We start from the raw sequence: 23,088 nt of genomic DNA, 5'->3' as shown, positions 1-23,088 counted from the left end.
GGGGTGTGCCCCCCGTACAAATATCTGGGCGGGGGGGTTTGGGGGGGGGGGGGCCCCCCGGGGGGGGGGCGGGCCCGGGGGGGGGGGGCGCCGCCCCGGCCGGTGTTTCGAGCGACTGCTCAGCAGTCGTAGTACATGGCGAACTCGTGCGGGGTCGGGCGCAGACGCACCGGGTCGACCTCGTTGGCGCGCTTCCAGTCGACCCAGGTGGAGATCAGGTCGGGGGTGAAGACGCCGCCGTCGAGCAGGTAGTCGTGGTCGGCCTCCAGCGAGTCGAGCACTGCCGACAGCGAGCCCGGCACCTGCTTGACGTCGCCCCACTCCTCCGGCGGGAGGTCGTAGAGGTCCTTGTCGATCGGCGTCGGCGGCTCCATCTTGCTCTTGATGCCGTCCAGGCCGGCCATCATCATGGCCGAGAAGGCCAGGTAGACGTTGGCCGACGGGTCCGGGACGCGGAACTCGACGCGCTTGGCCTTGGCGTTGCTGCCGGTCACCGGGATGCGGGTGCAGGCGGAGCGGTTGCGCTGCGAGTAGACCAGGTTGACCGGCGCCTCGTAGCCCGGCACCAGGCGACGGTACGAGTTGATCGTCGGGTTGGTGAAGGCCAGCAGCGACGGCGCGTGGTGCAGCAGACCGCCGATGTACCAGCGGGCCATGTCGGACAGGCCGGCGTAGCCGGTCTCGTCGTAGAACAGCGGCTCACCGTTGAGCCAGAGGCTCTGGTGGGTGTGCATGCCGGAGCCGTTGTCGCCGAACAGCGGCTTGGGCATGAACGTCGCGGTCTTGCCGTTGGCCCAGGCCTCGTTCTTCACGATGTACTTGAAGAGCTGGAGCTGGTCACCGGCGTGCAGCAGGGTGGAGAACCGGTAGTTGATCTCGGACTGGCCGGCGGTGCCCACCTCGTGGTGCGAGCGCTCCACGTTGAAGCCGGTGTCGACCAGGCGGCGCACGATCGAGTCACGCAGGTCGGCGTAGTGGTCGACCGGCGGGACGGGGAAGTAACCGCCCTTGTACGCGGTCTTGTACCCGCGGTTGCCGCCCGGCTCTTCGCGACCGGTGTTCCAGGCGCCCTCGATCGAGTCGATGTAGTAGAACGACTGGTGCGCCGAGGTCTCGTGGCGGATCGAGTCGAAGATGTAGAACTCCGCCTCGGCGCCGAAGTAGGCGGTGTCGGCGATGCCGCTCGCCGCCAGGTACGCCTCGGCCTTCTTCGCCACGTTGCGCGGGTCGCGGCTGTAGGCCTCGCGGGTGAACGGGTCGTGGATGAAGAAGTTGAGCGCGAGCGTCTTCTGCGCGCGGAACGGGTCGATGAACGCGGTGGCGACATCCGGGAGCAGGAGCATGTCCGACTCGTGGATCGCCTGGAAACCGCGGATCGACGAACCGTCGAACGCGAGGCCGTCGGTGAAGAGGTCGTCGTTGACGGACTCGACCGGCAGGTTGAAGTGCTGCATCACGCCGGGCAGGTCACAGAAACGAACGTCGACGAACTTCACGTCCTCGTTCTTGAGGTATCGCAGCAGTTCCTCGGGATTGGCGAACACACATCCTCCTGGCACGTCCACGGGGTGGCTAGGCTTCTGGCGACGCTAGGGCCGGGGGGTTGCCCGGCCGTGTCTCCGTTGTTTCTGCCGTGTTACGTCCCTCGCGGAGCGTCAGTGGCGCCCCGTCCACGCCTCCGGCCCGCCAGGGACGCCGTACCGACTGTGCCAGTGTAATGACATCTGATCGCTTTGGCCTGAATCGGCACACAGTGGCGGCGGCACCCGGCAAGCCCCCATCCCGGCGCGGATACCCTTGACCGCTGTGACCAATCCGCACCTCCCGGCAGCGCCGGCCACCGATCCCACCTTCACCGCGCCGAGCCTCGGTCGGCGGTTCGGGGCGCTGATCATAGACTGGGTGCTCTGCCTGCTGGTGTCCAACTTCTTCGCCGACCCGGTACGCGACGGCTGGGCCCCGGTGCTGGTGTTGGTCCTGGTGTACGGCATCTTCCTCGGCCTGTTCGCCCAGACTCCGGGCATGTTCATCACCAAGATCCGCTGTGTGAGCTGGAACGACGGCGGCCGGATCGGCGTGCTCCGGGGGCTGATCCGTGGCCTCCTACTGGCCCTCGTCGTCCCCGCGCTGATCATGGACGAGCACCGACGCGGCCTGCACGACCGGATCGCCGGCTCGGTCATCGTCGACGCCCCCCGCGCCTGACCCGACCCTCTGCGCCCCCGAAGGTGGCGGAGCCCGCCTCAGCGATCCCAAGATCGTGCTCGATCATTGATGTAGTGGCATCGAAGCGCCCGGACACCACTACATCCAGGTTCGAGCACGATCTTGGCGCTGCTCGAGCCCGAGCCGCCCGCGCCAGGCGCGTCGTCGCCAAGATCGGCGCAACATCGGGGATGTTGGTGTCTCCCCGCATGGCGGAGGCAGCAACATCGGGGATGTTGTGAAGCTCTTGGGCGCGGGGCGCGGGGCGCGGGGCGCGGGGCGCGGGGCGCGGGGCGCGGGGCGCGTTCGACGCCACGACGCGAAAGAGCCGGGCCCGTGCGAGCCCGGCTCTTGTCGGCGTACGTCGAAGGGGGTCAGCGGCCCCGCGACTGGCGGAAGGCGCCTGGCGGCCGCATGTTCTTCGGGATCGCGCCCTTGGGCATCTGCGGCCGGGCGGTGAGCGCCTTGAGTCGCTTGTCCAGCGAGTTGACGTCCTTGCCGGAGAGGGCGCGGGGCAGGCGCAGCAGCGTGGTCCGCAGCTTGCGGATCGGCAGCTCGCCCTCCTCCTGCCCGATGACGTAGTCGTGCAGGGGAGCGGAGCCGATCACCTTGGACAGCCGCCGCTTCTCCTGGCCGAGCAGGCCGCGCACCCGCTGCGGGTTGCCCTCGGCCAGCAGGATCACGCCCGGGCGGCCGATCACCAGGTGGACCATGTCCATCTGGGTGGTCGAGCTGACCGCCGGGGTGACCCGCCAGTCGCCGCGCATGTTCTCCATGATCTGCGCCGCCGCGCCGGGTTGCCCCTCGGCGGCGTTCATCATCGCCTTGTTGGACCGCAGGTTGAGCACGATCAGCACCGCGAGCAGGATGAACAGGATGCCCAGCGGCAGCCAGATCCAGCCCCAGAGGATGACCGCGACCACGGTGAGCGCGAGCGGGAGCAGCACCGCTGCGGCGACCAACGGCGCGAACCACCGGTCCTGCTTGGCGGTGAACTGGAACACCATCCCGATCTGCTTCAGCCGCTGGCCGAACGAGACCTTCTCCTGGGGCTTTGCCATGCCGCAGAGTCTAGTGGTCGCCGCCGGCCCGGTTGATCCGCGTCCGGGTGCCGGGGCAGCTGAGTACCTTACGTCGCCGTGAGCGCCCTGAGTGGCCGGGTAAGGAGGCTGTGGGCGCGGAAGATGAGGCACCGTGCCCATGCCCGGGTGGGGCCTTCGCGCGAAGAGTCGTCAGCAGAAGACGACGACGCCACGAAGGAGCCCGACATGTTCGGCAACGACGCAGATTTCCTGCTCACCCTGCACCGTACCCACGCCGCCGAGCTACGCGCCGACGCTGCCGCGGACCGGCTCGCCCGGTCCCTGTCCCGTCCGGTCAGCCGCGGGTGGTTGGGCCGGCGCAGGCAGGCCGGTCGCACCGGCGACGCCCGCCGGTGACCGCGCTCAGCGTGGCCGCCACGTCCACCGCGCCCGTAGTGGCCGCCACGTCCACCGCGCCCGGCGGGGCTGCCACGTCCACCGCACCCGGTGTGGCCCTCACGGCTACCGCGCCCGGCGGGCTGGCCGCTCGACCCGATCCGGCCCCGCCGCCCGGCCGCCGGCCGATCGGCGGGGCCGGCGGGGTGGGCCGCCATGGCATGCTCGAACACGTGACCGTACGCGCCGCCAGCTCCGTCCTCGTCGGGCGCCACCGCGAGACCGTGGCACTACGGGACGCGCTGGGCCGGGCGCGGGCCGGGGAGCCGACCGCCGTGCTGGTCGGCGGCGAGGCGGGGGTGGGTAAGACCCGGCTGCTGGAGGAGTTCGCGGGCTGGGCCACCGAGGGCGCGGCGCGGGTGCTCGTCGGCCAGTGTCTGGAGCTGGGCGAGGCGGGTCTGCCGTTCGCGCCGTTCGCCGCCGCGTTGCGGTCGGTGCTCCGCGCCGACGGCCCCGAGGTCTTCGCTGGTTACGAAGCGGAGTTCGCTCCGCTCCTGCCGGAGCTGGGCCGCGCCTCCGCGACGCTGACCACCCCCCGCGCGGTCCTGCTCAGCGACGCCCCGCGCGGCTACCTGTTCGACCTGGTCGCCGAGCTGTTCCAGCGGCTGGCTGATGCCCGCCCGCTGGTCCTGATCATCGAGGACCTGCACTGGGCCGACCGTTCCACCCGCGACCTCATCGGTTTCCTCGTCCGGGCGGCGAGGCCGGGCCGGCTGCTGCTGGTCTGCACCTACCGCACCGACGAGTTGCAGCGCGGGCACCCGTTGCGCCCGTTCCTCGCCGAGCTGGATCGGGCCCGGGGTGTGGAGCGGGTCGAGCTGGCTCGCCTGGACCGCGACGGCACCGCCGCGATCCTCGCCGACCTGCTCGGCGCCGAGCCGCCCGCCCGCGCCGTCGACGATGTCCATGGCCGTACCCAGGGCAACCCATTCTTCATCGAGGAGCTGGCCGTCGCCGGTGACCCGATCGGCTGCGCGGCGCTGCCCGAGACGCTGCGTGACCTGCTGCTGGCCCGGGTGGACCGGCTTCCGGAGCCGGCGCAGCGGGTGTTGCGGATCGCGGCCGCCGGCGGCACCCGGTTCGCCCACGACCTGCTCGCCGAGGTCGCCGGGCTGCCCGAAACCGAGCTGGAGGACGCCTTACGCGCCGCCGTCGCCGCCCAGTTGGTGGTGGCCGACCGGGACGGTGACTACGAGTTCCGACACGCGCTGGTCCGCGAGGCCGTCCACGACGAGTTGTTGCCCGGTGAGCACGCCCGGATGCACGCCCGCTTCGCCGCCGCCATCGAGGCCCAGCCGCATCTGGTCGCCGCCGGCCGGGCCCCGGCCGAGATCGCCCACCACTGGTACGCCGCGCACGACCACCCGCGCGCCCTCGTCGCCGCGCGAGCCGCCGCGTGCGCCGCCGCCGACCGCTACGCGTACGCCGAGCAGCGTCGACTGCTGGAGCGGGCGCTGGAGTTGTGGGAACTGGTGCCGGACGCCGCCGACCTGCTCGGCATGGACCATCTGGCGTTGCTGGAGCAGACTTTGGCCGCGGCGGTCACGGCCGGCGACTTCAGCCGGGCCATCACGTTGACCCGGGCCGGCCTGGCCGAGGTGGACACCGACGCCGCACCGCTGCGTGCCGCCCGCCTGCTCAACCAGCGGGGTCGGCTGATGGCACTGCTCGGCAAGAGTGACGGCCGCCGGGAGCTGGATGAGGCGTACCGCCTGGCCGCCGGCGGCCCCCGTGACGTGGCGCGGGTCCGGCTGCTCGCCGACATCGCCGCGCACATGGTCAAGATTGACCCCGGACAGGCGGCCCGGGTGGCTGCCGAGGCTGCCGTGGACGGCAAGGCACTCGGTGAGGACCTGGCGCTGCTGCACACGCGGATCGCCCTGCTCTGCCACGGCGAGCGGGACCTGGAGCGGGGGTTGGCCGAGCTGAGCCAGGCTGAGGCCGTCGTCCGCGAGTCCGGGGACTCCACGGCCCTGGTGCTCGCCCGGGTGTACCAGTCGGACGTGCTCTGCGAGTTGGGCCGCTACGCCGAGTCCGCAGAGGCCGCCGAGGCCGGCGTGGCCGAGGCGCGACGGGTGGGGATCAGCCGCTCTACCGGGGCGTACCTGCTCTCCAACCGGGCCGAGGCGCTCATCGCGTTGGGTCGGTGGGATGAGGCCGAGGCGGTCTGCGGGGAGGCCGCCCGGATCGACCTGTCCGGTGTCACCAGTCTGCACTGGATCCAGTTGGGCGCCGGGCTGCGGCTGGCCCGCGCCCACCCGGGCGCCGACGAGCTGGTCGACAAGGCGCTCACCTTCCTCAACCGACCGTACCTGTGGCCGAACCACCGCCTGCCCCTGCACGAGCTGGCGATCGAGGCGGCGCTGGCCGCCGACGACAAGGTCGAGGCGGTACGGGCGGCCCGCGTCGCGGTGGCCGACGAGAGCCTGCCGCGCCTGCCCCGGGAGGGTTGGCCGGTGCTCAGCGCCGCCGCGCGTACCGCGGCGCGGGTGGGTGACCGGGAGCTGGCCGCAGCGGTGGCGGCGCTCGCCACCGACCTGCCGGCGCGGCACCCGGCGGCCCGCGCGCACGCCGCCCAGGTCACCGCGCTGCTCGCGGTCGGCGACCAGGCGCTGCCGGCGTGGCGTGCGGCGGTCGACGCGTGGCGGGCCGACGGGCAGCCCTACCCGTTGGGCAGGGCACTGCTGGCGCTGGGCGAGGCGACGGCCGCGGCCGGGGAACGCGACGAGGCGGCGACGGCGGTCACCGAGGCCACCGAGATCGGCCGGCGGCTGGGCGCGACCCCGCTGGTCGAGGCCGCCGCCACCCTTGCGCGGCGGGTCGGCCTGCGCGCCGGGGGCGGGGCCGGAGCGGACCTGTTGACCGCCCGGGAGCGGGAGGTGCTGCGCCTGGTCGCCGAGGGGCACAGCAACAGCCGGATCGCCGAGCGGCTGTTCATCTCGCCGAAGACGGCGAGCGTGCACGTCTCCCGGATCATCGCGAAGCTGGGTGTGACCAACCGGGTGGAGGCCGCCGCCCTGGCCCACCGCCTCGGCCTGCTCACCGAGGCCGCCGGGCCGCGCTGACGCGCACCGGGGCCGCCGGGCCGCACACCGGCGGCCCCGGTCGGCCGCGCTGACGCGCACCGAGGCCGCCGGGCTGACGTGGGCAGCTGAGGTCAGCGCGGCAGGTAGATGCGCCAGCCCTCGATGGTGACCAGGTCGAGGCTGCCCGGCGTGACTCGCTGCCGCTCGTCGAGCACCTCCGCCAGGGGTGAGCCGGCCGGCGCGACCCAGGCCGGTGCCGCCGCTCTGTCCACCTCCCGCCGGTACGCGGGGTAGCGGTCGAAACCGGGGCGCAGGGTGTCGTCGACGACCGCGCAGACCACCTGCTCCGTGCTGGCGAAGGTGAGCCGGTTGCAGGTCCAGTAGCCGGCGCGCACGTGCCGTACGCCGAGCTGGCGCAGGGTGCTCACCAGCTCGGTCTGCCGGGCCTCGTCGGCCCGGGTGGCCGGGACGGTCTCCGCTGCCCGCCAGGTGGCATGGGCCGCGGTGCCCAGCGTGGCGGCGAGCATCACCACAGCGACCGACCGGGCCAGCGTCGACCCGACGCCGCGTCGGCCGGTCGCCGCCCGGCGCAGCCCGTGCCGGGCCACCGTCCACACCGGCCAGAGCAGCGCCGGCAGGGAGATGAGCAGGCAGGACAGGTAGCGGGAGCTCTCCACGGGGGTGAGCCCGGCGGAACTGCTTACCGTGTACGCCCCGAGGGTGGCCACCGCGGCCAGCACGAGCGCCAGCCGTGCCGCCGCGGCCACCCGAGGCGACACCGCGTCGTTGCCCGCAGCGGCAGAGCCAGCAGGATCGGGTTCGCAGGTGCGCAGGGCCCGCCAGGCGGTCGCGGCGGCGATGGCCAGCAGCAGCGGCAGGGCGAGCGCCCACCACAGTTGCCAGGTGGCGCACTGCCCGGGAGCGCAGAAGCCCATGCCCAGCCCGGGGCCGAGCACCAGGCCACCGTGCAGCCGGTCCGGCCAGCCCGCGCTGGCGTTCGTACCGCTGGCCGCGAGCACGGCGTGCAGCGGGTTACGCCCGGTCAGCAGGCTGTGCAGCAGCAGTGGGGCCGCTCCCAGCACGGCCGCCGCCCCGAGCAGCGTCCCGGCGGCACCCCACAGCTCCCGGCGGCAGAACCCTACGAGGACCGCGCCGGTCGCCGCGACGTACGGCAGCACGAGCGGGTCGACCCAGACCATCAGCCCGGCCAGGAACCCCCACGCGGCCCAGCGCGCCAGCCGCCAACCGGGCCGCCCGGCGTCGGCCGTCCGCCCGTCGGGCCGCCCGGTGTCGGCCGTCCGCCGCCCCGGTCGACCGGTGGCGAGATCCACTGCGAGCAGGGCCAGCGCCGCCCCGGCCGTGTTCATCTCGGGGTAACCGCCGCCGGCGATCAGCTGGTTCTTGACGATCCGGTCGGAGCCGAGGGCCAGCAGCGCCACCATCAGCAACCCGAACCACCGGTCCCCGGTCAGCCGCAGCGTCAACCGCCAGGCCAGCAGCAGGAACAGCGCGTACAGGGCCAGCGTGGGCAACCGCAGACCGAGCAGCGACGGCCCACCGGCGAGGGCGAACACCGGCGCGGCCAGGTACGCCTCCAGCGTGCCCATGTACTGCTGGCCGTAGAACCAGACCGGGAAGCCCTCGCCCCGGGCGATGTGCAGCGCGGCCAGCCCCATGGTGGCCTCGTCGCTGTTCGTCGGCGGGGCGGCGTGCAGCAGAAGCCAGAGCCGGTAACCCACCCCGGCGAGCACCGCCAACCCGGTGAGCCAACCGACCAGGCCGGGACGCGCGCCGGATCGCGGGCGCGGCGAGTCCGCGCCGCGCGGCTGCTCGCGTACGCCGACGGTCATCACAGGATCATGACACCCGGACGCCGAACGGCCGTGCGGCGCTGCCGGCGGAATCAGCTGGCGGTGGCGACCGAGGCGGCGGCGCGGGCGTCGATGGCCTGCTTGTAGAGCCGGCCGGCCCGGTACGACGAACGCACCAGCGGCCCGCTCATCACCCCGGCGAAGCCGATCTCCTCGGCCTCCTCGCGCAGCTCCACGAACTCCTCCGGCTTGACCCAGCGGGTCACCGGGTGGTGCCGGGGCGAGGGGCGCAGGTACTGGGTGATGGTGATCAGCTCGCAGCCGGACTCGTGCAGGTCACGCAGCGCCTGCGAAACCTCGGCCCGCTCCTCGCCCATGCCCAGGATCAGGTTGCTCTTGGTGACCAGGCCGTAGGCGCGGGCCTGCCGGATCACGTCCAGCGAGCGGTCGTAGCGGAACGCCGGCCGGATGCGCTTGAAGATGCGCGGCACCGTCTCCACGTTGTGGGCCAGCACCTCGGGACGGGAGCTGAAGACCTCGGCCAACTGCTCGGGGACGGCGTTGAAGTCCGGGATCAGCAGCTCGACGCCGCAGCCGGGCTGCAGGGCGTGGATCTGTCGGACGGTCTCGGCGTACAGCCAGGCACCGCCGTCTGGCAGGTCGTCACGGGCGACACCGGTGATGGTGGCGTAACGCAGCCCCATCGAGACCACCGACTCGGCGACCCGACGCGGCTCGTCGGCGTCGAACTCGGCCGGCTTGCCGGTGTCGATCTGGCAGAAGTCGCAGCGCCGGGTGCACTGGTCACCACCGATGAGGAAGGTGGCCTCCCGGTCTTCCCAACATTCGTAGATGTTGGGGCAGCCGGCCTCCTGGCAGACGGTGTGCAGCCCTTCGCGCGAGACGAGCCCGCGCAACTGGGTGTACTCCGGGCCCATCTTGGCCTTGACCTTGATCCATGGCGGTTTGCGCTCGATCGGCGTCTCGGCGTTACGCGCCTCGATCCGCAGCAGGCGCCGCCCCTCGGGGGCCGCCGTTGCGGTGCGCGCTGCCTGGCCGGTCGTCGGCGCGGAGTGCTCGATCGTCACGAAAATGAGCCTACGCCGGACGGCGGGTGTCTATGTGCGTCAGGCGACCGGCGTCACGCCCCGAACGTTGTGACGCCGGACACCGGGGTGTCGAAAATGTGCGTCACACGAGCGGGATTCGGGTGCTACGGTCACCGCCAACAGCGACGACGGAGCCGAGTAGCCCCCGACCCGCCAGTGCAGAGAGCCGCCGGTGCTGAGAGGCGGTCTGGCACCGGGGCGCGAAGACCCTCCCGAGCTGCGGGAAGAACGGCCGCGGGTCCCCCGCGCCCAGTAGAGCCCGCCCGGCTGGCCCCGGTCATCAGGCGACGAACGAGGCCCCCGCTCCGGCGGGGGCGAAGGTGTGGTGGCACCGCGAGGTTCCCGCTCGCCCACACCTCCCTGGGGCTGATGCGACGCTTTCGCCACCCCAGGCGGCGACAGCGTGGCGATCGACCGAGGAGCAGCCCGCCATGCAACGAACCCTGTCCCAGCAACTGCCCGCCAGGATCGGCACGACAGTGCGGATCGCCGGCTGGGTGCACCGCCGCCGACTGCTCAAGTCGGTGGCCTTTCTGATCGTGCGGGACGCCACCGGCCTGGCCCAGGTGGTCGTCACCGACCCGGCCGTCCGCGCCGAGCTGGAGAAACTCACCGAAGAGACGGTCGTCGAGGTCACCGCGACGGCCACCGCGAACGGCACGGCGCCCGCCGGGGTCGAGCTGACCGACCCGACGGTACGTCTCCTCGGGTCGCCCGCCGAGCCCCCGCCGTTCGACCTGTACCGGCCGGCACTCACCGCCAGCCTGCCCACCCAGCTCGACAACGCGCCCACCGCGCTGCGGCACCCCACCCGTTCGGCCGCTCTGCGGATCTCGGCGGCCGCGGTGGCCGGGTTCCGGGCCGCACTCGACGCCCAGGACTTCGTGGAGGTCCACACGCCGAAGGTGGTCAGCTCCAGCACCGAGAGCGGTGCGAACGTGTTCGCGCTGGACTGGTTCGGTCGACCCGCCTACCTGGCCCAGTCACCGCAGTTCTACAAGCAGTTGATGGTCGGTGTCTTCGAACGTGTCTACGAGGTCGGGCCGGTCTTCCGGGCCGAGCCCCACGACACGGTCCGGCACCTCGCGCAGTACACGTCGCTCGACGCGGAGCTGGGCTTCATCGCCGACCACCGGGACGTGATGCGCGTACTACGCGACACGGTGGCCGGGATGCTCGGCACCGTGGACGAGCGGGCCGCCGGCGCACTGGCGACGCTCGGCGTCACGCCGCCGCAGGTGCCGGCGGAGATCCCGGCGGTGCACTTCACCGAGGCGCTGACGATCGCCGGCGCGCCCGCCGACGAGCCGGACCTCGCGCCCGCCCACGAACGGGCGCTGGGGGAGTGGGCTCGGCGCGAACACGGGTCGGACTTCCTCTTCGTCACCGGCTACCCGATGGCGAAGCGACCCTTCTACACCCACCCGGACCCGGCGCGGCCCGCGTACTCGAACGGGTTTGACCTGCTTTTTCGGGGTCTGGAGCTGGTCACCGGCGGGCAGCGGTTGCACCGGCACGCCGACTACCTGGCGGCGTTGGCGGCCCGGGGTGAGCCGGTCGAGCCGTACGCCGGCTACCTGGATGCGTTCCGGCACGGCATGCCGCCGCACGGTGGCTTCGCCATCGGCCTGGAACGGTTCGTGGCCCGGCTGGTCGGCGCGGCGAACGTCCGCGAGGTCACCGCGTTCCCCCGTGACCTGCACCGGCTGACCCCGTAGGTGGGAGTTCTGCCGGCCCACTCGATCCGTGGAGCGGGCCGGCAGCGCTCAGGCGGGGCCGAGGAGGTCCCAGAGGTTGCCGGCGACGTCGCGGAAGACGGCGACCCGACCGTACGGTTCGGTGCGCGGCGGTTTGACGAACTCGACGCGCTTTTCGACCATCCGGCGGTAGGTGGCGTCGAAGTCGTCGACCTGGAGGAAGAACCCCACCCGGCCGTGGGTCTGGTCGCCCACCGCGGCCTCCTGCCGCTCGCCGTCGGCACGGGCCAGCAGCAAGCCGGTTCCACCGCCCGGCGGACGGACCACCACCCAACGCTTCGGCCGCCCGTCATTGGTCAGCGACGGGGCGTCCTCGGCCAGTTCGAAGCCGAGCACCCCGGTGAAAAAGGCGATGGCCGGGTCGTACTCGGTGACGACGACGGTGACGAGATCAATCTGCACCGACCGAGGGTAAGCCGTCCGCCGGTCACCCGACGCGCGGCCGACTCTCAGATCGTGACAAGGGTGGAGAGCCGGCGCTCGACCACCGGCAGCACGTCGGCGACGCTGATCGGCCGACCAAGCTCGGCGGTGAGCGAGGTGACGCCCGCGTCCCGGATGCCGCACGGCACGATCCGGTCGAAGTACGTCAGGTCGCAGTCGCAGTTGATCGAGAAGCCGTGCAGGGTGACGCCCCGCGCCACCCGGATGCCGATGGCCGCCACCTTGCGGGCCGGCCCCCGGTCGTCCTCGGGCACCCAGACCCCGCTGCGCCCCTCGACCCGGCCGGCGGTCAGCCCGAACTCTGCGCACACGTCGATGAGCAGCTCTTCGGTCCGGCGCACGTAGGCGACCACGTCCACCGGGTCGGGCAGGCGCAGGATCGGGTAACCGACGAGCTGCCCCGGCCCATGCCAGGTGATCTTGCCGCCACGGTCCACGTCGACGACCGGGGTGCCGTCCATGGGCCGGTCCCACGGTTCGGTGCGCTTGCCCGCCGTGTAGACGCTCGGGTGCTCCAGCAGCAGCACTGTGTCGCCGCGCTCGCCAGCCACCACCGACTCGTGCAGGCTCCGCTGCTCGTCCCAGGCGGCCTGGTAGTCGAGCAGACCGGCACGGACGGCCGTCAGGCCGGGGGTCGTCGTTGTCACGGCAACAAGCCTAGTCCCGTCCGGGGCGATCATCCCTGGTGAGCCGCCTCACGAGGACCACGTCGGTGCCGCTCGGCGGCTCGTTGTCACGCCGGAGCAGGGCGCGTCGCAGCGCGGTGGCGGCGGATCCGGCGGACGATGAGAGCGATCACGAGCAGCGTCGGCACGGCCAGCGTCAGGTAGACCCAGAGCGGGGCGGCGAACGGTGACGGCCGGGGCTCTGACCCACCGAACGCGGCCCGGGTCAGCAGGTCGCCCGGCACCATCAGGTCGGTCGACCCGACCGGCGTGGTCACCAGCACCTCCCGACCGCCCTCGGGCGACAGCGCGGCGAGAGTGGCCTGCCGGTCCGTGTCCGCCTCCGTTCTGCTGACATAGCGCAGGAGCGGGTCGTCGCCGCGCCAGCCGACGATCCCGCTGACCGAGGTGCCGGCCGGCAGGGCCTGGCCGACCGCCTGACCGGTGGCCGCGTCCAGGAACTCGATTCGCCAGCTGCGCGCCGCCAGCTGCTCGGACGTGCACCTGGGCCCGGCGCAGCCGTCGAAGGCGAGCAGCGCGAGCCGCCGGCCGTCGGGATGCCAGGCGGCGGGGCCGGCCAGCATCCGCCGGTCGCCCAGGTCGACCTGCCAGCGAGGACCGCCGCCGGTCGGATCCAGGACCACAAGTCGCTGGCGCTCGGCGAGCAGGGCAGGCACGTCCGGCGAGCCGGTGACCGCCACCAGGTCGCCACCGGGTGACCAGGCCGCCCCGGTGTGGGCGGCGAAAGTGCCCACGTCGAGCGTCCGCTCGGTGCCCCGGAACGGGTCGACGACGAGCAGGTCGTCGGGCTTCTCCGGATCGTTGAGCTGCTGATTGTCCGGTCCGTAACTGATCACACTGTCATCGTTGCTGCGGGTGCCCAGCACCTGCTGCCCGTCCGAAGACCAGGCCATCGGGTAGACGCCGGTGCTCATCGTGCGGCGCTGCCGTCCGGTGGTGAGGTCCAGCAGCTCGCCGGAGTCCGGCCGCAGGTAGTGCCGTCCATCCGGGGAGAGCAGTCCGTGCCCCTCCGCGATCCCGATCGGAATGAGCCGGTAGGCGCCGTCCCGGGCGACCAGCACGCCGGTCGACTCGAAATAGCGGGTGCGGTCGGTGAAGAACACCAACGCGGCCGGACCGGCCGGGCGTTGCCCCACGGTGGCCTGCCACAGCCACGGATCGCGCACCCGGCTCGGCACCACCCCGGCCGTGCCGTCGGTGACAGCGCCTCCGCCGGCCGTGCTGTCGGTGACAGCGCCTCCGCCGGCCGTGCTGTCGGTGACAGCGCCTCCGCCGGCCGTGCCGTCGGCGACATTGCTGTCTGCGGCCGTGGCGGCCGGCGCGCCGAGCGCCACGCTGTCAGCGGCCGTGGCCGCTGGCGCGCTGAGCGCGACGAGCCCCAGCGCGAGCCCGACAACGGTGGCACGCCGCAGTCGCCCGCCGGTCGATTCCATCGGCCCATTACACGCGATGACGGCCGGTCGTGATGCCCCGACCGGCCGTGTCGGGGACTACCGATCGGTGGGCGGGATGCGCCAGAGCCAGACGTCGTCGACCCGTTCCGGCTCGCCGAACAGGGCGGTGCCGGTACGCCGCAGCGCCTCCTCGTCGACCTCGAACTTCGCGCCGTGCACCTGGTCGGCGAGCACCACCGTCTCGATGCGCCAGTGCCGCAGGTCCGACTGGACCTCCCGGATCGTGCCGTCGGTGATGATGGGGACCAGCCCGGTGCGGCCTGCCTGGTCCATCAACGCGCTGAGCGTGCGCGGCACCGGACCGATCCGGCCCCTCCCGTCCGGCCCACCGGGGCCGAGAAAGAAGCCGCCGGGGATCTCGAACTCGCCCTGCCGGTGCGACAGCGCGTACGCCTGCCACCGCTGACCGTCCGGGTAGATGTCCACGGTCAGCGGCACCGGGGTCAGCACCCCGTCGGGCGAGACGTAGTCCCGCCAGGTGCCGGAGGTGATGAAACGCGGGATCGGCTCCCGCTCGTCGGTCAGCAGCGGGGTGGGCAGCAGCGGCACCAGGGCCGCCGCGAAGCCGAGCACCCAGGCCAGCTCCGTGGGGCGGTACCGGGGTGGCGCGGCGCGCAACTGGTCGACGGTGTACGCCAGCACCAGCCCGATCACCGGCGCGACCACCAGCGCCAGCCGGGCGGGCAGCGCGGCGTTCACCACCGGCAGTTGTCCGAGCAGGTCGAACGGCATGGGGAGGTCGGTGCGTCGCCCGTCGACCTTGGCGATCGGGCCGAAGGAGAGCACCGAGAAGATCAGCGCGAGGGCGCCCAGCGCCCAGAGGGTGGCCCGGCGGTGCGGGTCGGCCCGCCGCCAGAGCACGACGAAACAGACCACAGTGAGCACCAGCAGCGGAATGCCGAAGAACGAGTTCTCCTCGGTCGGGTTCGGCGCCAACGAGGTGCCCAACCCGGCCTCGCCGGCCAGCGAGCGGCGTGGGAAGGCGGCGAACGCCGCGATGTCCTCGGAGTGAATCGCCGGGTCGAAGCCGGTGCCGTGGAACCGCTGCGGCCCGGCGAAGTGCAACCACAGGGGGTACGACAGCAGCACGCCGGCGACCACGGCGGTCACCCCGAGCCCGCGCAGGAAATTGGGCAGCGCGGCGCGTGCCTGGGCCCGGTTGGCCGGGTGCAGCGCCCAGATGGCGACGAACACCCCCAGCGCCAGCGCGGTGAAGAAGAGCCCTTCGGCGGCGATCGAGAAGGCCACCGCCACCAGCACGCCGAGGATCACCCCGTCGCGGAGCCAGTGCCCGGCTCGGCGAAGCGCGAACAGCCGCCAGATCAGCAACGGCACCAGCCAGCCGGCGGTCCAGTTCAGGTGCGCGTTGGCGTGCGACACCATGCCGGGGGAGTAGGCGATGAACAGGGCGCCGACCCCGGCGGCCAGGCGGCTGCGGACCAGGTGGCGGGAGAGCAGCCAGTACCAGACCAGCGCGGTGGCGAGCAGGTTCAGGGTGAGGATCACCAGGAACGTCGCCGGTGGCCCGATCAGGTACGTGAGGGGGGCGAAGGCCACCGCATACACAGTGATCGAGGTGTTGACCGCGAGGTTCACGCCGTCCGGGACGTTGATCAGGTACGTGAAGAGCGGGTTGTCCCAGTGGGTGACCGCGTGCCCGCCGAAGGCCAGCAGCCACTCGAACAGCGCCTGGTCACTGGAGTTGACGGTGATGGTCCGGGTGTTCGGGTCCCGCCACAGCCCACTGGTCACCCAGACGGCGAGCGCGAGCGCCACCAGCACGACGATCAGGTCGGCCCGGCGGTCCCGGACGGTGCGCTGCGGTGACGCGGGAGCGGGCCCGGTGGCCAGCGACGGGGAGGACGGCACGCAGCGGACGTTACCAACCGGACCTGGACGGTCCGGTCAGACCGGCGGTTGTCGTCGGTTCCGGTACGGCGGCGGCGGACGGGGTTCGGCGTACACAGCGTCCGTCGTGAATGTGTGAATCCGCCCCATGTCATAGCGGCGACACATCGTCGTAACGTCTCGGCAACTCGACAGTGACCCAGTTCACAGTCTGCCCCTTCCAGGAGGCCGCCGTGCGCCGCTCCTCGTCCACCCTCACCAGGCTGCTCGGTGCGGTCGCCGGGCTCGCCCTCGCCGTCACGGGCGCGGTCGCCGTCGCCGCACCCGCCCAGGCCGCCACCCTCACCCAGGTCACCGGGTTCGGCTCCAACCCCGGCAACCTCGCCATGTACGCCTACCGGCCGGACAACCTGCCGGCCAACTCCCCGGCGGTCGTCCTCCTGCACGGGTGCACCCAGAACGCGTCCGGCTACTTCGCCAACTCCGGTTGGCAGAAGTACGCCGACCAGTGGAAGTTCTCCCTGATCGTCGCCCAGCAGCCGTCCGGCAACAACGCCAACTCCTGCTTCAACTTCTTCGAGTCGGGCGACACCACCCGCGGTCAGGGTGAGGCGCTGTCGATCAAGCAGATGGTCGACCACGCCAAGGCGAACTTCGGGGTTAACGGCTCCCGGGTCTACGTCAGCGGGCTCTCCGCGGGCGGGGCGATGAGCGCGGTCATGCTGGCCACCTACCCGGACGTCTTCGCCGCCGGATCGATCATCGCGGGGATCCCGTACCGCTGCGCCACCAGCATGGTCAACGCGTTCAGCTGCATGAACCCGGGTGCGGACAAGACCCCGGCCGCGTGGGGCGACCTGGTGCGGGGCGCGTACTCCGGTTACACCGGCCCGCGCCCCCGGGTGGCGATCTGGCACGGGACCTCGGACACCACAGTCACCCCGCTCAACGGCACCGAGTCCCGCGACCAGTGGACCAACGTGCGAGGCGTGTCGCAGACCCCGACCAGCACCTCGTCGCTGCCCGGCAACACCAGCCTGGAGGTGTACGGCAACGACGACGTACGCCTCTACCGGATCTCCGGTATGGGCCACGGCACCCCGGTCGACCCGGGCTCGGCGGCCGAGCAGTGCGGCACCGCGGGCGCGTACTTCCTGGACACCATCTGCTCGACGTACCGTGACGCGCTCTTCTTCGGTCTGAACGGCGGCGGGACCAACCCGACCCCGACCCCGACGGCCACCCCCACGCCGACGCCGACCGCCACGCCCACGCCGACCCCGACGGCCACCCCGACCACGCCGCCGACCTGCGTGACGGCCAGCAACTACGCGCACGTGGCGGCCGGTCGGGCGTACCAGTCCGGCGGCTACGCCTACGCCAACGGCTCCAACCAGCGGATGGGCCTCTACAACACGTTCTACACCAGCACCCTCAAGCAGACCGCCCCCAACCACTGGGTAATCGGCTGCTGACCCCACCCACCCCGCCCGCCTCTGTTGATCAAGAGGTTTGCGTCATCCGGAAGCCGGATCCTGACGCAAACCTCTTGATCAACATTGCGTGGGCGACGGCTCAGGTCAGGCGGGCCAGGACTGGCACAAGCGGATCCAGCGCGTCGCTGCGGACCACGAACCGGGTCACTCCCCAGCGCCGTTCGTGCTCGGCTACCGCCGTGATGATCTCGTCCACCGTGCCGATCAGCACGAACGGGGTGGCCAGGAGTTCGGCGGCGGTCATGCCGTTGCGCCGGGCCTGTTCCGCAGCGGCAGACTCGGCGTCGTCGGTGACCGCCACCGTCTGCACCAGCGCCTCCAGCGCCGGCGGGTCGGTCCGGCCGGCCGCGCCGGCGGCCACGCAGGCCAGTTGCGCCTCGATCTGGTCGGCCCGCCAGCGGGCCTCGTGCTGGTGGCCGTCGGCGAGGGTACGTCCGAACCCGGTCAGCCCGACCACGTCGGCGTGCGCGCCGGCCCAGCGCAGCAGCGTCGAGTTCGCCGTACCCATTGTCAGCGGGATCCGGTCCTGCACCGGCCGGGGTTCGTGCAGCACCGCCTCGCGCATCGTCAGCTCGGCCGAGTCGACAGTGACCGAGGCGCCGTCGAGCAGGGCGCGGACCGCCTCGGCGACGGCCACGCAACGGCGGACCCGGCCGGCCACGTCGGGGCGTTCCCGGCCGATCGCGCGCCACTCCGCCGGGGTGTGACCGGCGCCGACACCGAGCCGGGCTCGTCCACCGGAGATCAGGTCGAGGGTGGCCACGTCGGCCGCGAGCAGCATCGGTTCTCGAACACCGAGGTTCGACACGTACGAACCGAGCCCGATCGTCGAGGTGACCGGGGCGGCGGCGGCCAGCGCCACGAACGGTGACGTCACGTCGCCGGGATGGTCGGCGGCGAGCAGGGCGTCGAAGCCGGTGGTCTCGGCGCGCCGGGCGAGCTCGGCCCAGCTCGCCGCGTCGGTCGGGGTGGCCTGAAGGGAGAAGGTCGCCATCGGTCCAGCATCGGCCCACGCTGGTCCACCGACGACCCGCCGACCGCCGATTCTGCCAACGGCCGAACCGCGGGGAAGGGGGGTTAGGGGGTCAGGGCTGCTTTCAGGGCAGTGTCGAGGGTGGGGTGCTGGTAGGGGTAGGCGGCTCTGGTCAGGACTCCGGGGAGGACCCGGGTGCTGGTGAGGGCCTCGTGGGAGAAGCCGCCGAGGGCCACCTTGAGCGCCAGCGCGGGAATCGGGATGACCGCCGGCCGGTGCAGTTGCCGGGCCAGCTCGCGGGTGAACTCGGCGTTGGTGACCGGGTTCGGCCCCACCACGTTGACCGGGCCGGCGATGTCGTCGCTGTCGAGTAGGAAGCGGATCGCGTCCAGCCAGTCGGCCATCGAGATCCACGGCAGCCACTGCCGGCCACTGCCCAACCGGCCGGCGATGCCGAGCTTGAACGGCAGCAACTGCGGCTTGAGCAGGCCGCCATCGCGGTGCAGCGGCAGGCCGGTACGCAGCCGGACCACGCGTACGCCGGCGTCCTCGGCCGGACGGGTCGCGGCCTCCCACACCCGGCAGACGTCGGCCAGGAAACCTTCGCCGGCCGGGGCGTCCTCCTCGACCGCCCGGTCGCCCGTGTTGCCGTACCAGCCGACGGCGGACGAGTTGAGCAGCACCCGGGGTCGGCCCGTGGCGGGCAGCCCGGCGATTGTGGTCGCCAGCGTGGTGGTGGTGTCCACCCGGCTGGTGCGGATCAACCGCCGGTAGTCGTCGTTCCAGCGTTTGTCGCCGACGCCCGCGCCGGCCAGGTTGACCACGGCGTCGGCCTCGGCGACCACGGCCGGGTCGAGTTGCCCGGCGGCCGGGTCCCATCGCTGCTCCTGCGGCCCGCCCGGCGCTCGACGGACCAGCCGGGTGACCTCGTGTCCGTCGCGGACGAGCAGGTCGGCCAGCCGGGTGCCAAGGAAGCCGGACGCGCCGGCCAGAAGGATCCGCATACCCCCATCTTCGCCCAAACCCCCGCCCTCGGACGCACCTGCCGTCCCCCACCCCTCGCCGATCTTGCACTTCCGGTCGCCGTTCTACCCCGCTACGCCCCTTCTGTCGGGACAGGAAGTGCAAGATCGACGGGGCGAGGCCGGGGCGGGGCCGGGGCGAGGGCGGGCCGGGGGCGAGGGCGGGCCGGGGGCGAGGGCTGGGCGAGGGGCGGGGTTAGGGGGTGCGGAGGTCGGTTAGGAGGCGCTCCACCTCGGCGTAGGACTCGGGGCTCAGGGGTCCCAGCTCCAGGGTGGCCAGGTTCTCGTCGGCCTGGGCGACCGTGCGCAGGCCGGGGATCGGCACGGTACGGGGGCTGCGCGCCAGCAGCCAGCCCAGCGCGCCCTGGGCCAGGGTGCGCCCGTCGGCGGTGAGCGCCGCGCGGACCTGGTCGACCCGGGCCGCCCAGCGTGGCGTCGGCCGGCCGTCGGTGAACCATTCCAGCCACTCCGGTGCCCGTCCGCGCACATCGTCCGCCCCGACTGCCCGGGTCGACCCGGTGAGCAGCCCCATCGCCAGCGGGCCGCGGTTGAGGCTGGCCAGGTCGTGCTTGTCGCAGACCGCCAGCACCGCCGCGTTGTCGCGCAGCACCGACTCGTCGTGCTGGATCGCGGCGCAGTGCGGTCCGGCGGCCGCGAACGCCTCCGCCGAGGCTGGGTCGTCGGTGCTCCAGCCGTACGCCCGGATCTTGCCCTGGTCGACCAGGGCCTCCAGGGTGTCGACCAGATCGAGCGCGGCGGGCACCGGCAGTGCGTTGATGTGCAGTTGATAGAGGTCGACGTGGTCGGTGCCGAGCCGGCGCAGCGAGTCTTCCAGGCTGCGCACCGCGAAGGCCGGGCTGGCGTCGGTGCCGAGCGCCCGCCGGGTGCTCTCCTCGCTGACGTTGCCGAACTTGGTGGCGATCACCACGCTGTCCCGCCGCCCGTCCAGGGCTCGACCGAGGATCCGCTCGCTGTGCCCGGCGCCGTAGTTGCTGGCGGTGTCGAACAGGGTCACCCCGAGATCGAGCGCCCGGTGGATGGTGCGGATCGACTCGTCGTCGTCCACCTCGCCCCAGCCGAACGGCTGCCCGTCGTCACCCCAGAGCGGGCCGCCGATGGCCCAGCACCCCATTCCGATCGCGCTCACCGCGATGCCGCTGCGTCCCAGCGTCCGTGTCGTCGTCATGGTCACCAGCCTCCAACCTGGAGCGCGCTCCAGGTCAAGCGCTACCATCTCGCGAGATGAGCGGTTACGCCCCTTCGGAGGCCGCCCGCCGCAGCGGCTTCAGCCTGGACACCCTGCGGTACTACGAGAAGATCGGCCTGCTCGCGGACGTTGAGCGCACGGCGGGCGGGCAGCGGGTCTTCACCGACGACGACCTCGGCTGGCTGGTGCTGTTCCGCTGCCTGCGGGACACCGGGATGCCGATCGCGCAGATGCGCCGCTACGCGCAACTGGCCCGCGACGGCGAGCACACCACCGACGAGCGGCACGAGTTGCTGTGCCACCACGCGGCGCGGGTCGAGGAGCAGATGCGCCTGCTCCAGCGCCAGTACGACCACCTCCGGGAGAAGATCCGCTTCTACGAGCGACTACCCCCTGACGCCCCGGGCTCGGAGGCCGAGCAGGCCGGCTAGGGGGAACCGTGCGCGCTCAGGCCGAGCGGGCCGGAACCGTGCGCGCTCGGCCTGAGCGGGCCGGTTAGGGGGGACCGGGTGCGGACAGGCCGAGCAGGTCCTCTGTCGTTCCGGGTCGACCGGTGAGCGCGTTCAGGGCGGTGACCAGCCGCTTCTCCTCGTAGCGGAAGTGCGACTCCAGCAGGGCGGCGAGCCCGGCCAGCTCGGCGCGTACCTCGGCGACCGGCACCGCCGCGTCGCCGCCCAGCAGTGCCTCGACCCGTTCCAGGATCCCCGCCACCACCTCGTGATCGGTGATCAGGTTGTCGATGACCGGGCGCAGCTCGGGGGCCTCCTCGGCCAGCAGCCGGAACGCGCCAGCGTCCTCACCGGTGTGGTGTCGGCCGAGCGCGGCGCAGAAGGTGAGGCAGTGTGCCCGCAGGTCCCGCGACGGGGTGTCGAGGCTTGCCTGCAGCCGGGCCAGCTCCGCGCTGAGCCAGAGGTGGATCTCGATCATCTGATTGCCGACGGCGGCGAGCCGGCCGGCCGGTGAACCGGTTGGGTGCACGTGTCGTCCCATGCTGTCCCCGCGCCTCCATGCCCACGGCGGCCTTCGGGCCGGGTGCACTGCGACGCTGGGCCGAAGTCTAGGGCCGGCCGGTCGCGCCCCCAAACGCGGGAATCACGGAGTGGTCGGTTCGTCGGTCTCCCGGACGTCGTGCCAGCGCGCCCGCCAGGCGGCCTCATGGGCCTCGTGGCTGGTCCGCTCCTGGAAGACGGCGGCCCGCAGGGCGTGCCGGGACTGTGCCATCACCACCACCTCCACGGCCACCAGCGCCACGCAGATCACTGTCGCGAGGATGAGCGCGCCCAGCGCCGGCAGGTGCTGGCCGACCGGAAGGGCCGCTGTGAGAACCACTATGACGCCGATGCGGGTCCAGGTGACGGTGTGCAGGGTGCGCAACTGGAAGAGCAGGTTGACGGCGAAGTAGCAGATCAGACCGCCGAAGAACATCGGTATCGCCGGTCCCTCGATCTTCTCGGCGATCCCGCCGGCCGGGTCGGTGATCTTGTGGAGGATCTCCTCGTTGCCGATCGAGAAGAGGATCACCCCGGCGATCATCGGCAGGTACGCGTACGCGTACGCGTCGCGGGCCATCGCCACCCGGGGGCCGCCCTCCGCCGCGTGCAGGGCGATCCGGGCGGCCGGCCCGATGAAGTCGAAGTGCGCCCACCAGAGGGCTGCGGTGACCACGATGCCGAGCGCGGCGGCGGCCACCGCCGGCCAGGTGACCGGCTTGCCGAGCAGGTTGCCGCCCACCCCCGTCGAAATGATCGACTCGCCCAGAGCGATGATCAGGATGAGGTCGTAGCGCTCGGTCCAGTGCTCGGCGCTGGTCACTCCCCAGCCCCAGGTCCCAACGATGAAGCCGGTGGCGTACTGCACCACCACCACGGCGATCCACAGCCCGTCGCGGACCAGGGCGGCCCGGTCGGGGTCGGTGATCTGCGGCGGGATGAGCGCGGCGGCCAGCAGCAGCACGATGCTCACCGCCAGCTCCGGAGCGAAGCGCCGCAGTTGCCGCCGCTCCTGCGGGCTGTCCCGCACCACGTGCTGATAGAGGATCCAGTGGATGCCGCGGACCACGACGTAACTGATCGCCACCAGCATCGGGCCGGCAGCGCTCCCCTTCGGGTCGGTGAACGCCTGTGGCAGCGCCAGCGCGAACGCGAACAGGGCGACCATCGCGATCACCATGAGCACCGGGACGTAACCCTCGCCCAGCCGGACCCGGGTGGCGACCAGGCTGTGTACCACCCAGATCCACCAGAGCACGGCGAGCACCAGGCCGGCGTGCAGCAGTTGCCGGCTGGAGATGTTCGCGGCGGTGGCCCGGGTGATGATGAAGAACGAGAAGACGAAGACCAGGTCGAAGAAGACCTCGAACTTGTCCACCCGGGCGCCCGGGGCGATCGGGACGGCCGGTCCCAGCTGTCCACCCCGCCGGTAGCCGCCCACGATCCCACTCTGGCAGCGTCCGGGCTGGTCGGAGGCCCGAACGGCGATGGCGACGGGCTCGGCGTTACCTCCGGCCCGGGTCGGGGAAACACCGGGGCCACGGCCTCCCGAAGCGGGCCGGTCGGTCCGCCCACCCCGGACA

The 23,088-nt window shown here is 72.4% G+C and carries 19 protein-coding genes; 6 read left to right on the top strand and 13 right to left on the bottom strand.

The window, feature by feature from the left end; all coding sequences use genetic code 11:
• Nucleotides 1-119: 119 nt before the first annotated feature.
• Complete coding sequence (glnA, locus tag ACFYPG_RS28445; protein ID WP_355007781.1) at nucleotides 120-1,544, bottom strand: type I glutamate--ammonia ligase; 1,425 nt, start codon at nucleotides 1,542-1,544, stop codon at nucleotides 120-122.
• 262 nt (nucleotides 1,545-1,806) lie between these two features.
• Between glnA and ACFYPG_RS28440 the strand changes: the two genes are divergently transcribed.
• Complete coding sequence (locus ACFYPG_RS28440; RefSeq protein ID WP_357231084.1) at nucleotides 1,807-2,205, top strand: RDD family protein; 399 nt, start codon at nucleotides 1,807-1,809, stop codon at nucleotides 2,203-2,205.
• A gap of 374 nt (nucleotides 2,206-2,579) precedes the next feature.
• Here the strand turns inward: ACFYPG_RS28440 and ACFYPG_RS28435 are convergent, their stop codons facing one another.
• A complete protein-coding gene (locus ACFYPG_RS28435; protein WP_145779624.1) occupies nucleotides 2,580-3,266 on the bottom strand; it encodes a DUF4191 domain-containing protein in 687 nt (228 codons plus the stop codon).
• A 207-nt stretch (nucleotides 3,267-3,473) separates the two neighbouring features.
• On the opposite strand from ACFYPG_RS28435, the gene ACFYPG_RS28430 reads away from it, so the two are divergent.
• Together ACFYPG_RS28430 and ACFYPG_RS28425 are read left to right on the top strand one after the other, a co-directional pair.
• A complete protein-coding gene (locus ACFYPG_RS28430; protein ID WP_167362519.1) occupies nucleotides 3,474-3,644 on the top strand; it encodes a hypothetical protein in 171 nt (56 codons plus the stop codon).
• Nucleotides 3,641-6,748, top strand: coding sequence for an AAA family ATPase (locus tag ACFYPG_RS28425; protein ID WP_387354399.1), 3,108 nt, complete (start codon nucleotides 3,641-3,643; stop codon nucleotides 6,746-6,748). The genes ACFYPG_RS28430 and ACFYPG_RS28425 overlap by 4 nt, the downstream gene beginning before the upstream one ends.
• Nucleotides 6,749-6,840: 92 nt before the next feature.
• On the opposite strand, the gene ACFYPG_RS28420 is transcribed toward ACFYPG_RS28425, so the two are convergent.
• A complete protein-coding gene (locus ACFYPG_RS28420) occupies nucleotides 6,841-8,559 on the bottom strand; it encodes a hypothetical protein (RefSeq protein ID WP_387354398.1) in 1,719 nt (572 codons plus the stop codon).
• A 53-nt stretch (nucleotides 8,560-8,612) separates the two neighbouring features.
• A complete protein-coding gene (lipA, locus tag ACFYPG_RS28415) occupies nucleotides 8,613-9,608 on the bottom strand; it encodes a lipoyl synthase (RefSeq protein ID WP_387354397.1) in 996 nt (331 codons plus the stop codon).
• 452 nt (nucleotides 9,609-10,060) lie between these two features.
• Here lipA and aspS point away from each other — a divergent pair, with 452 nt between their 5' ends.
• On the top strand, nucleotides 10,061-11,347 hold the full coding sequence (aspS, locus tag ACFYPG_RS28410; RefSeq protein ID WP_387354396.1) for an aspartate--tRNA(Asn) ligase: 1,287 nt from the start codon (nucleotides 10,061-10,063) through the stop codon (nucleotides 11,345-11,347).
• A gap of 48 nt (nucleotides 11,348-11,395) precedes the next feature.
• On the opposite strand, the gene ACFYPG_RS28405 is transcribed toward aspS, so the two are convergent.
• From ACFYPG_RS28405 to ACFYPG_RS28390, 4 genes are all read right to left on the bottom strand, one after another.
• Nucleotides 11,396-11,788, bottom strand: a complete 393-nt coding sequence (locus ACFYPG_RS28405) for a VOC family protein (RefSeq protein WP_355007775.1) — start codon at nucleotides 11,786-11,788, stop codon at nucleotides 11,396-11,398.
• Nucleotides 11,789-11,835: 47 nt separating this feature from the next.
• A complete protein-coding gene (gene lipB, locus ACFYPG_RS28400) occupies nucleotides 11,836-12,477 on the bottom strand; it encodes a lipoyl(octanoyl) transferase LipB (protein WP_355007774.1) in 642 nt (213 codons plus the stop codon).
• Nucleotides 12,478-12,563: 86 nt separating this feature from the next.
• Nucleotides 12,564-13,949 (bottom strand): hypothetical protein, encoded by a 1,386-nt coding sequence (locus ACFYPG_RS28395; protein ID WP_387354395.1) that lies wholly within the window; start codon nucleotides 13,947-13,949, stop codon nucleotides 12,564-12,566.
• A 57-nt stretch (nucleotides 13,950-14,006) separates the two neighbouring features.
• Nucleotides 14,007-15,839, bottom strand: coding sequence for a DUF2079 domain-containing protein (locus ACFYPG_RS28390; protein WP_387354394.1), 1,833 nt, complete (start codon nucleotides 15,837-15,839; stop codon nucleotides 14,007-14,009).
• A 212-nt stretch (nucleotides 15,840-16,051) separates the two neighbouring features.
• On the opposite strand from ACFYPG_RS28390, the gene ACFYPG_RS28385 reads away from it, so the two are divergent.
• Complete coding sequence (locus ACFYPG_RS28385) at nucleotides 16,052-17,293, top strand: PHB depolymerase family esterase (protein WP_355007771.1); 1,242 nt, start codon at nucleotides 16,052-16,054, stop codon at nucleotides 17,291-17,293.
• A gap of 100 nt (nucleotides 17,294-17,393) precedes the next feature.
• Here ACFYPG_RS28385 and ACFYPG_RS28380 read toward each other — a convergent pair whose 3' ends face one another.
• From ACFYPG_RS28380 to ACFYPG_RS28370, 3 genes are all read right to left on the bottom strand, one after another.
• Nucleotides 17,394-18,308, bottom strand: a complete 915-nt coding sequence (locus ACFYPG_RS28380; RefSeq protein ID WP_387354393.1) for an LLM class flavin-dependent oxidoreductase — start codon at nucleotides 18,306-18,308, stop codon at nucleotides 17,394-17,396.
• Between the two features lie 83 nt (nucleotides 18,309-18,391).
• Nucleotides 18,392-19,291: a TIGR01777 family oxidoreductase gene (locus tag ACFYPG_RS28375; RefSeq protein ID WP_355007769.1), complete on the bottom strand. Its 900-nt coding sequence runs from the start codon at nucleotides 19,289-19,291 to the stop codon at nucleotides 18,392-18,394.
• Between the two features lie 214 nt (nucleotides 19,292-19,505).
• The gene (locus ACFYPG_RS28370; RefSeq protein ID WP_355007768.1) at nucleotides 19,506-20,495 is read right to left on the bottom strand and encodes an aldo/keto reductase; all 990 of its coding nucleotides are present in this window, start codon (nucleotides 20,493-20,495) and stop codon (nucleotides 19,506-19,508) included.
• 56 nt (nucleotides 20,496-20,551) lie between these two features.
• Between ACFYPG_RS28370 and ACFYPG_RS28365 the strand changes: the two genes are divergently transcribed.
• Complete coding sequence (locus ACFYPG_RS28365; RefSeq protein WP_355007767.1) at nucleotides 20,552-20,947, top strand: MerR family transcriptional regulator; 396 nt, start codon at nucleotides 20,552-20,554, stop codon at nucleotides 20,945-20,947.
• A 64-nt stretch (nucleotides 20,948-21,011) separates the two neighbouring features.
• Here ACFYPG_RS28365 and ACFYPG_RS28360 read toward each other — a convergent pair whose 3' ends face one another.
• Together ACFYPG_RS28360 and ACFYPG_RS28355 are read right to left on the bottom strand one after the other, a co-directional pair.
• Complete coding sequence (locus ACFYPG_RS28360) at nucleotides 21,012-21,506, bottom strand: hemerythrin domain-containing protein (RefSeq protein WP_355007766.1); 495 nt, start codon at nucleotides 21,504-21,506, stop codon at nucleotides 21,012-21,014.
• A 102-nt stretch (nucleotides 21,507-21,608) separates the two neighbouring features.
• Nucleotides 21,609-22,946: a low temperature requirement protein A gene (locus ACFYPG_RS28355; protein ID WP_355007765.1), complete on the bottom strand. Its 1,338-nt coding sequence runs from the start codon at nucleotides 22,944-22,946 to the stop codon at nucleotides 21,609-21,611.
• Between the last annotated feature and the right edge of the window lie 142 nt (nucleotides 22,947-23,088).

The sequence above is a fragment of the Micromonospora sp. NPDC005553 genome, assembly GCF_042871765.1.
In the GTDB taxonomy this organism is placed as follows: Bacteria; Actinomycetota; Actinomycetes; order Mycobacteriales; family Micromonosporaceae; genus Micromonospora.
Note: the sequence above shows the minus strand (reverse complement) of the source record. Positions and strands in the feature narration are given on the sequence as shown.

Coding starts and splice junctions, on each gene's coding strand:
- ACFYPG_RS28435 (WP_145779624.1), bottom strand. CDS start 3,266: ATGGCAAAGCCCCAGGAGAAGGTCTCGTTCGGCCAGCGGCTGAAGCAG.
- ACFYPG_RS28430 (WP_167362519.1), top strand. CDS start 3,474: ATGTTCGGCAACGACGCAGATTTCCTGCTCACCCTGCACCGTACCCAC.
- ACFYPG_RS28420 (WP_387354398.1), bottom strand. CDS start 8,559: ATGACCGTCGGCGTACGCGAGCAGCCGCGCGGCGCGGACTCGCCGCGC.
- aspS (WP_387354396.1), top strand. CDS start 10,061: ATGCAACGAACCCTGTCCCAGCAACTGCCCGCCAGGATCGGCACGACA.
- ACFYPG_RS28395 (WP_387354395.1), bottom strand. CDS start 13,949: ATGGAATCGACCGGCGGGCGACTGCGGCGTGCCACCGTTGTCGGGCTC.
- ACFYPG_RS28380 (WP_387354393.1), bottom strand. CDS start 18,308: ATGGCGACCTTCTCCCTTCAGGCCACCCCGACCGACGCGGCGAGCTGG.
- ACFYPG_RS28375 (WP_355007769.1), bottom strand. CDS start 19,291: ATGCGGATCCTTCTGGCCGGCGCGTCCGGCTTCCTTGGCACCCGGCTG.
- ACFYPG_RS28370 (WP_355007768.1), bottom strand. CDS start 20,495: ATGACGACGACACGGACGCTGGGACGCAGCGGCATCGCGGTGAGCGCG.
- ACFYPG_RS28365 (WP_355007767.1), top strand. CDS start 20,552: ATGAGCGGTTACGCCCCTTCGGAGGCCGCCCGCCGCAGCGGCTTCAGC.
- ACFYPG_RS28360 (WP_355007766.1), bottom strand. CDS start 21,506: ATGGGACGACACGTGCACCCAACCGGTTCACCGGCCGGCCGGCTCGCC.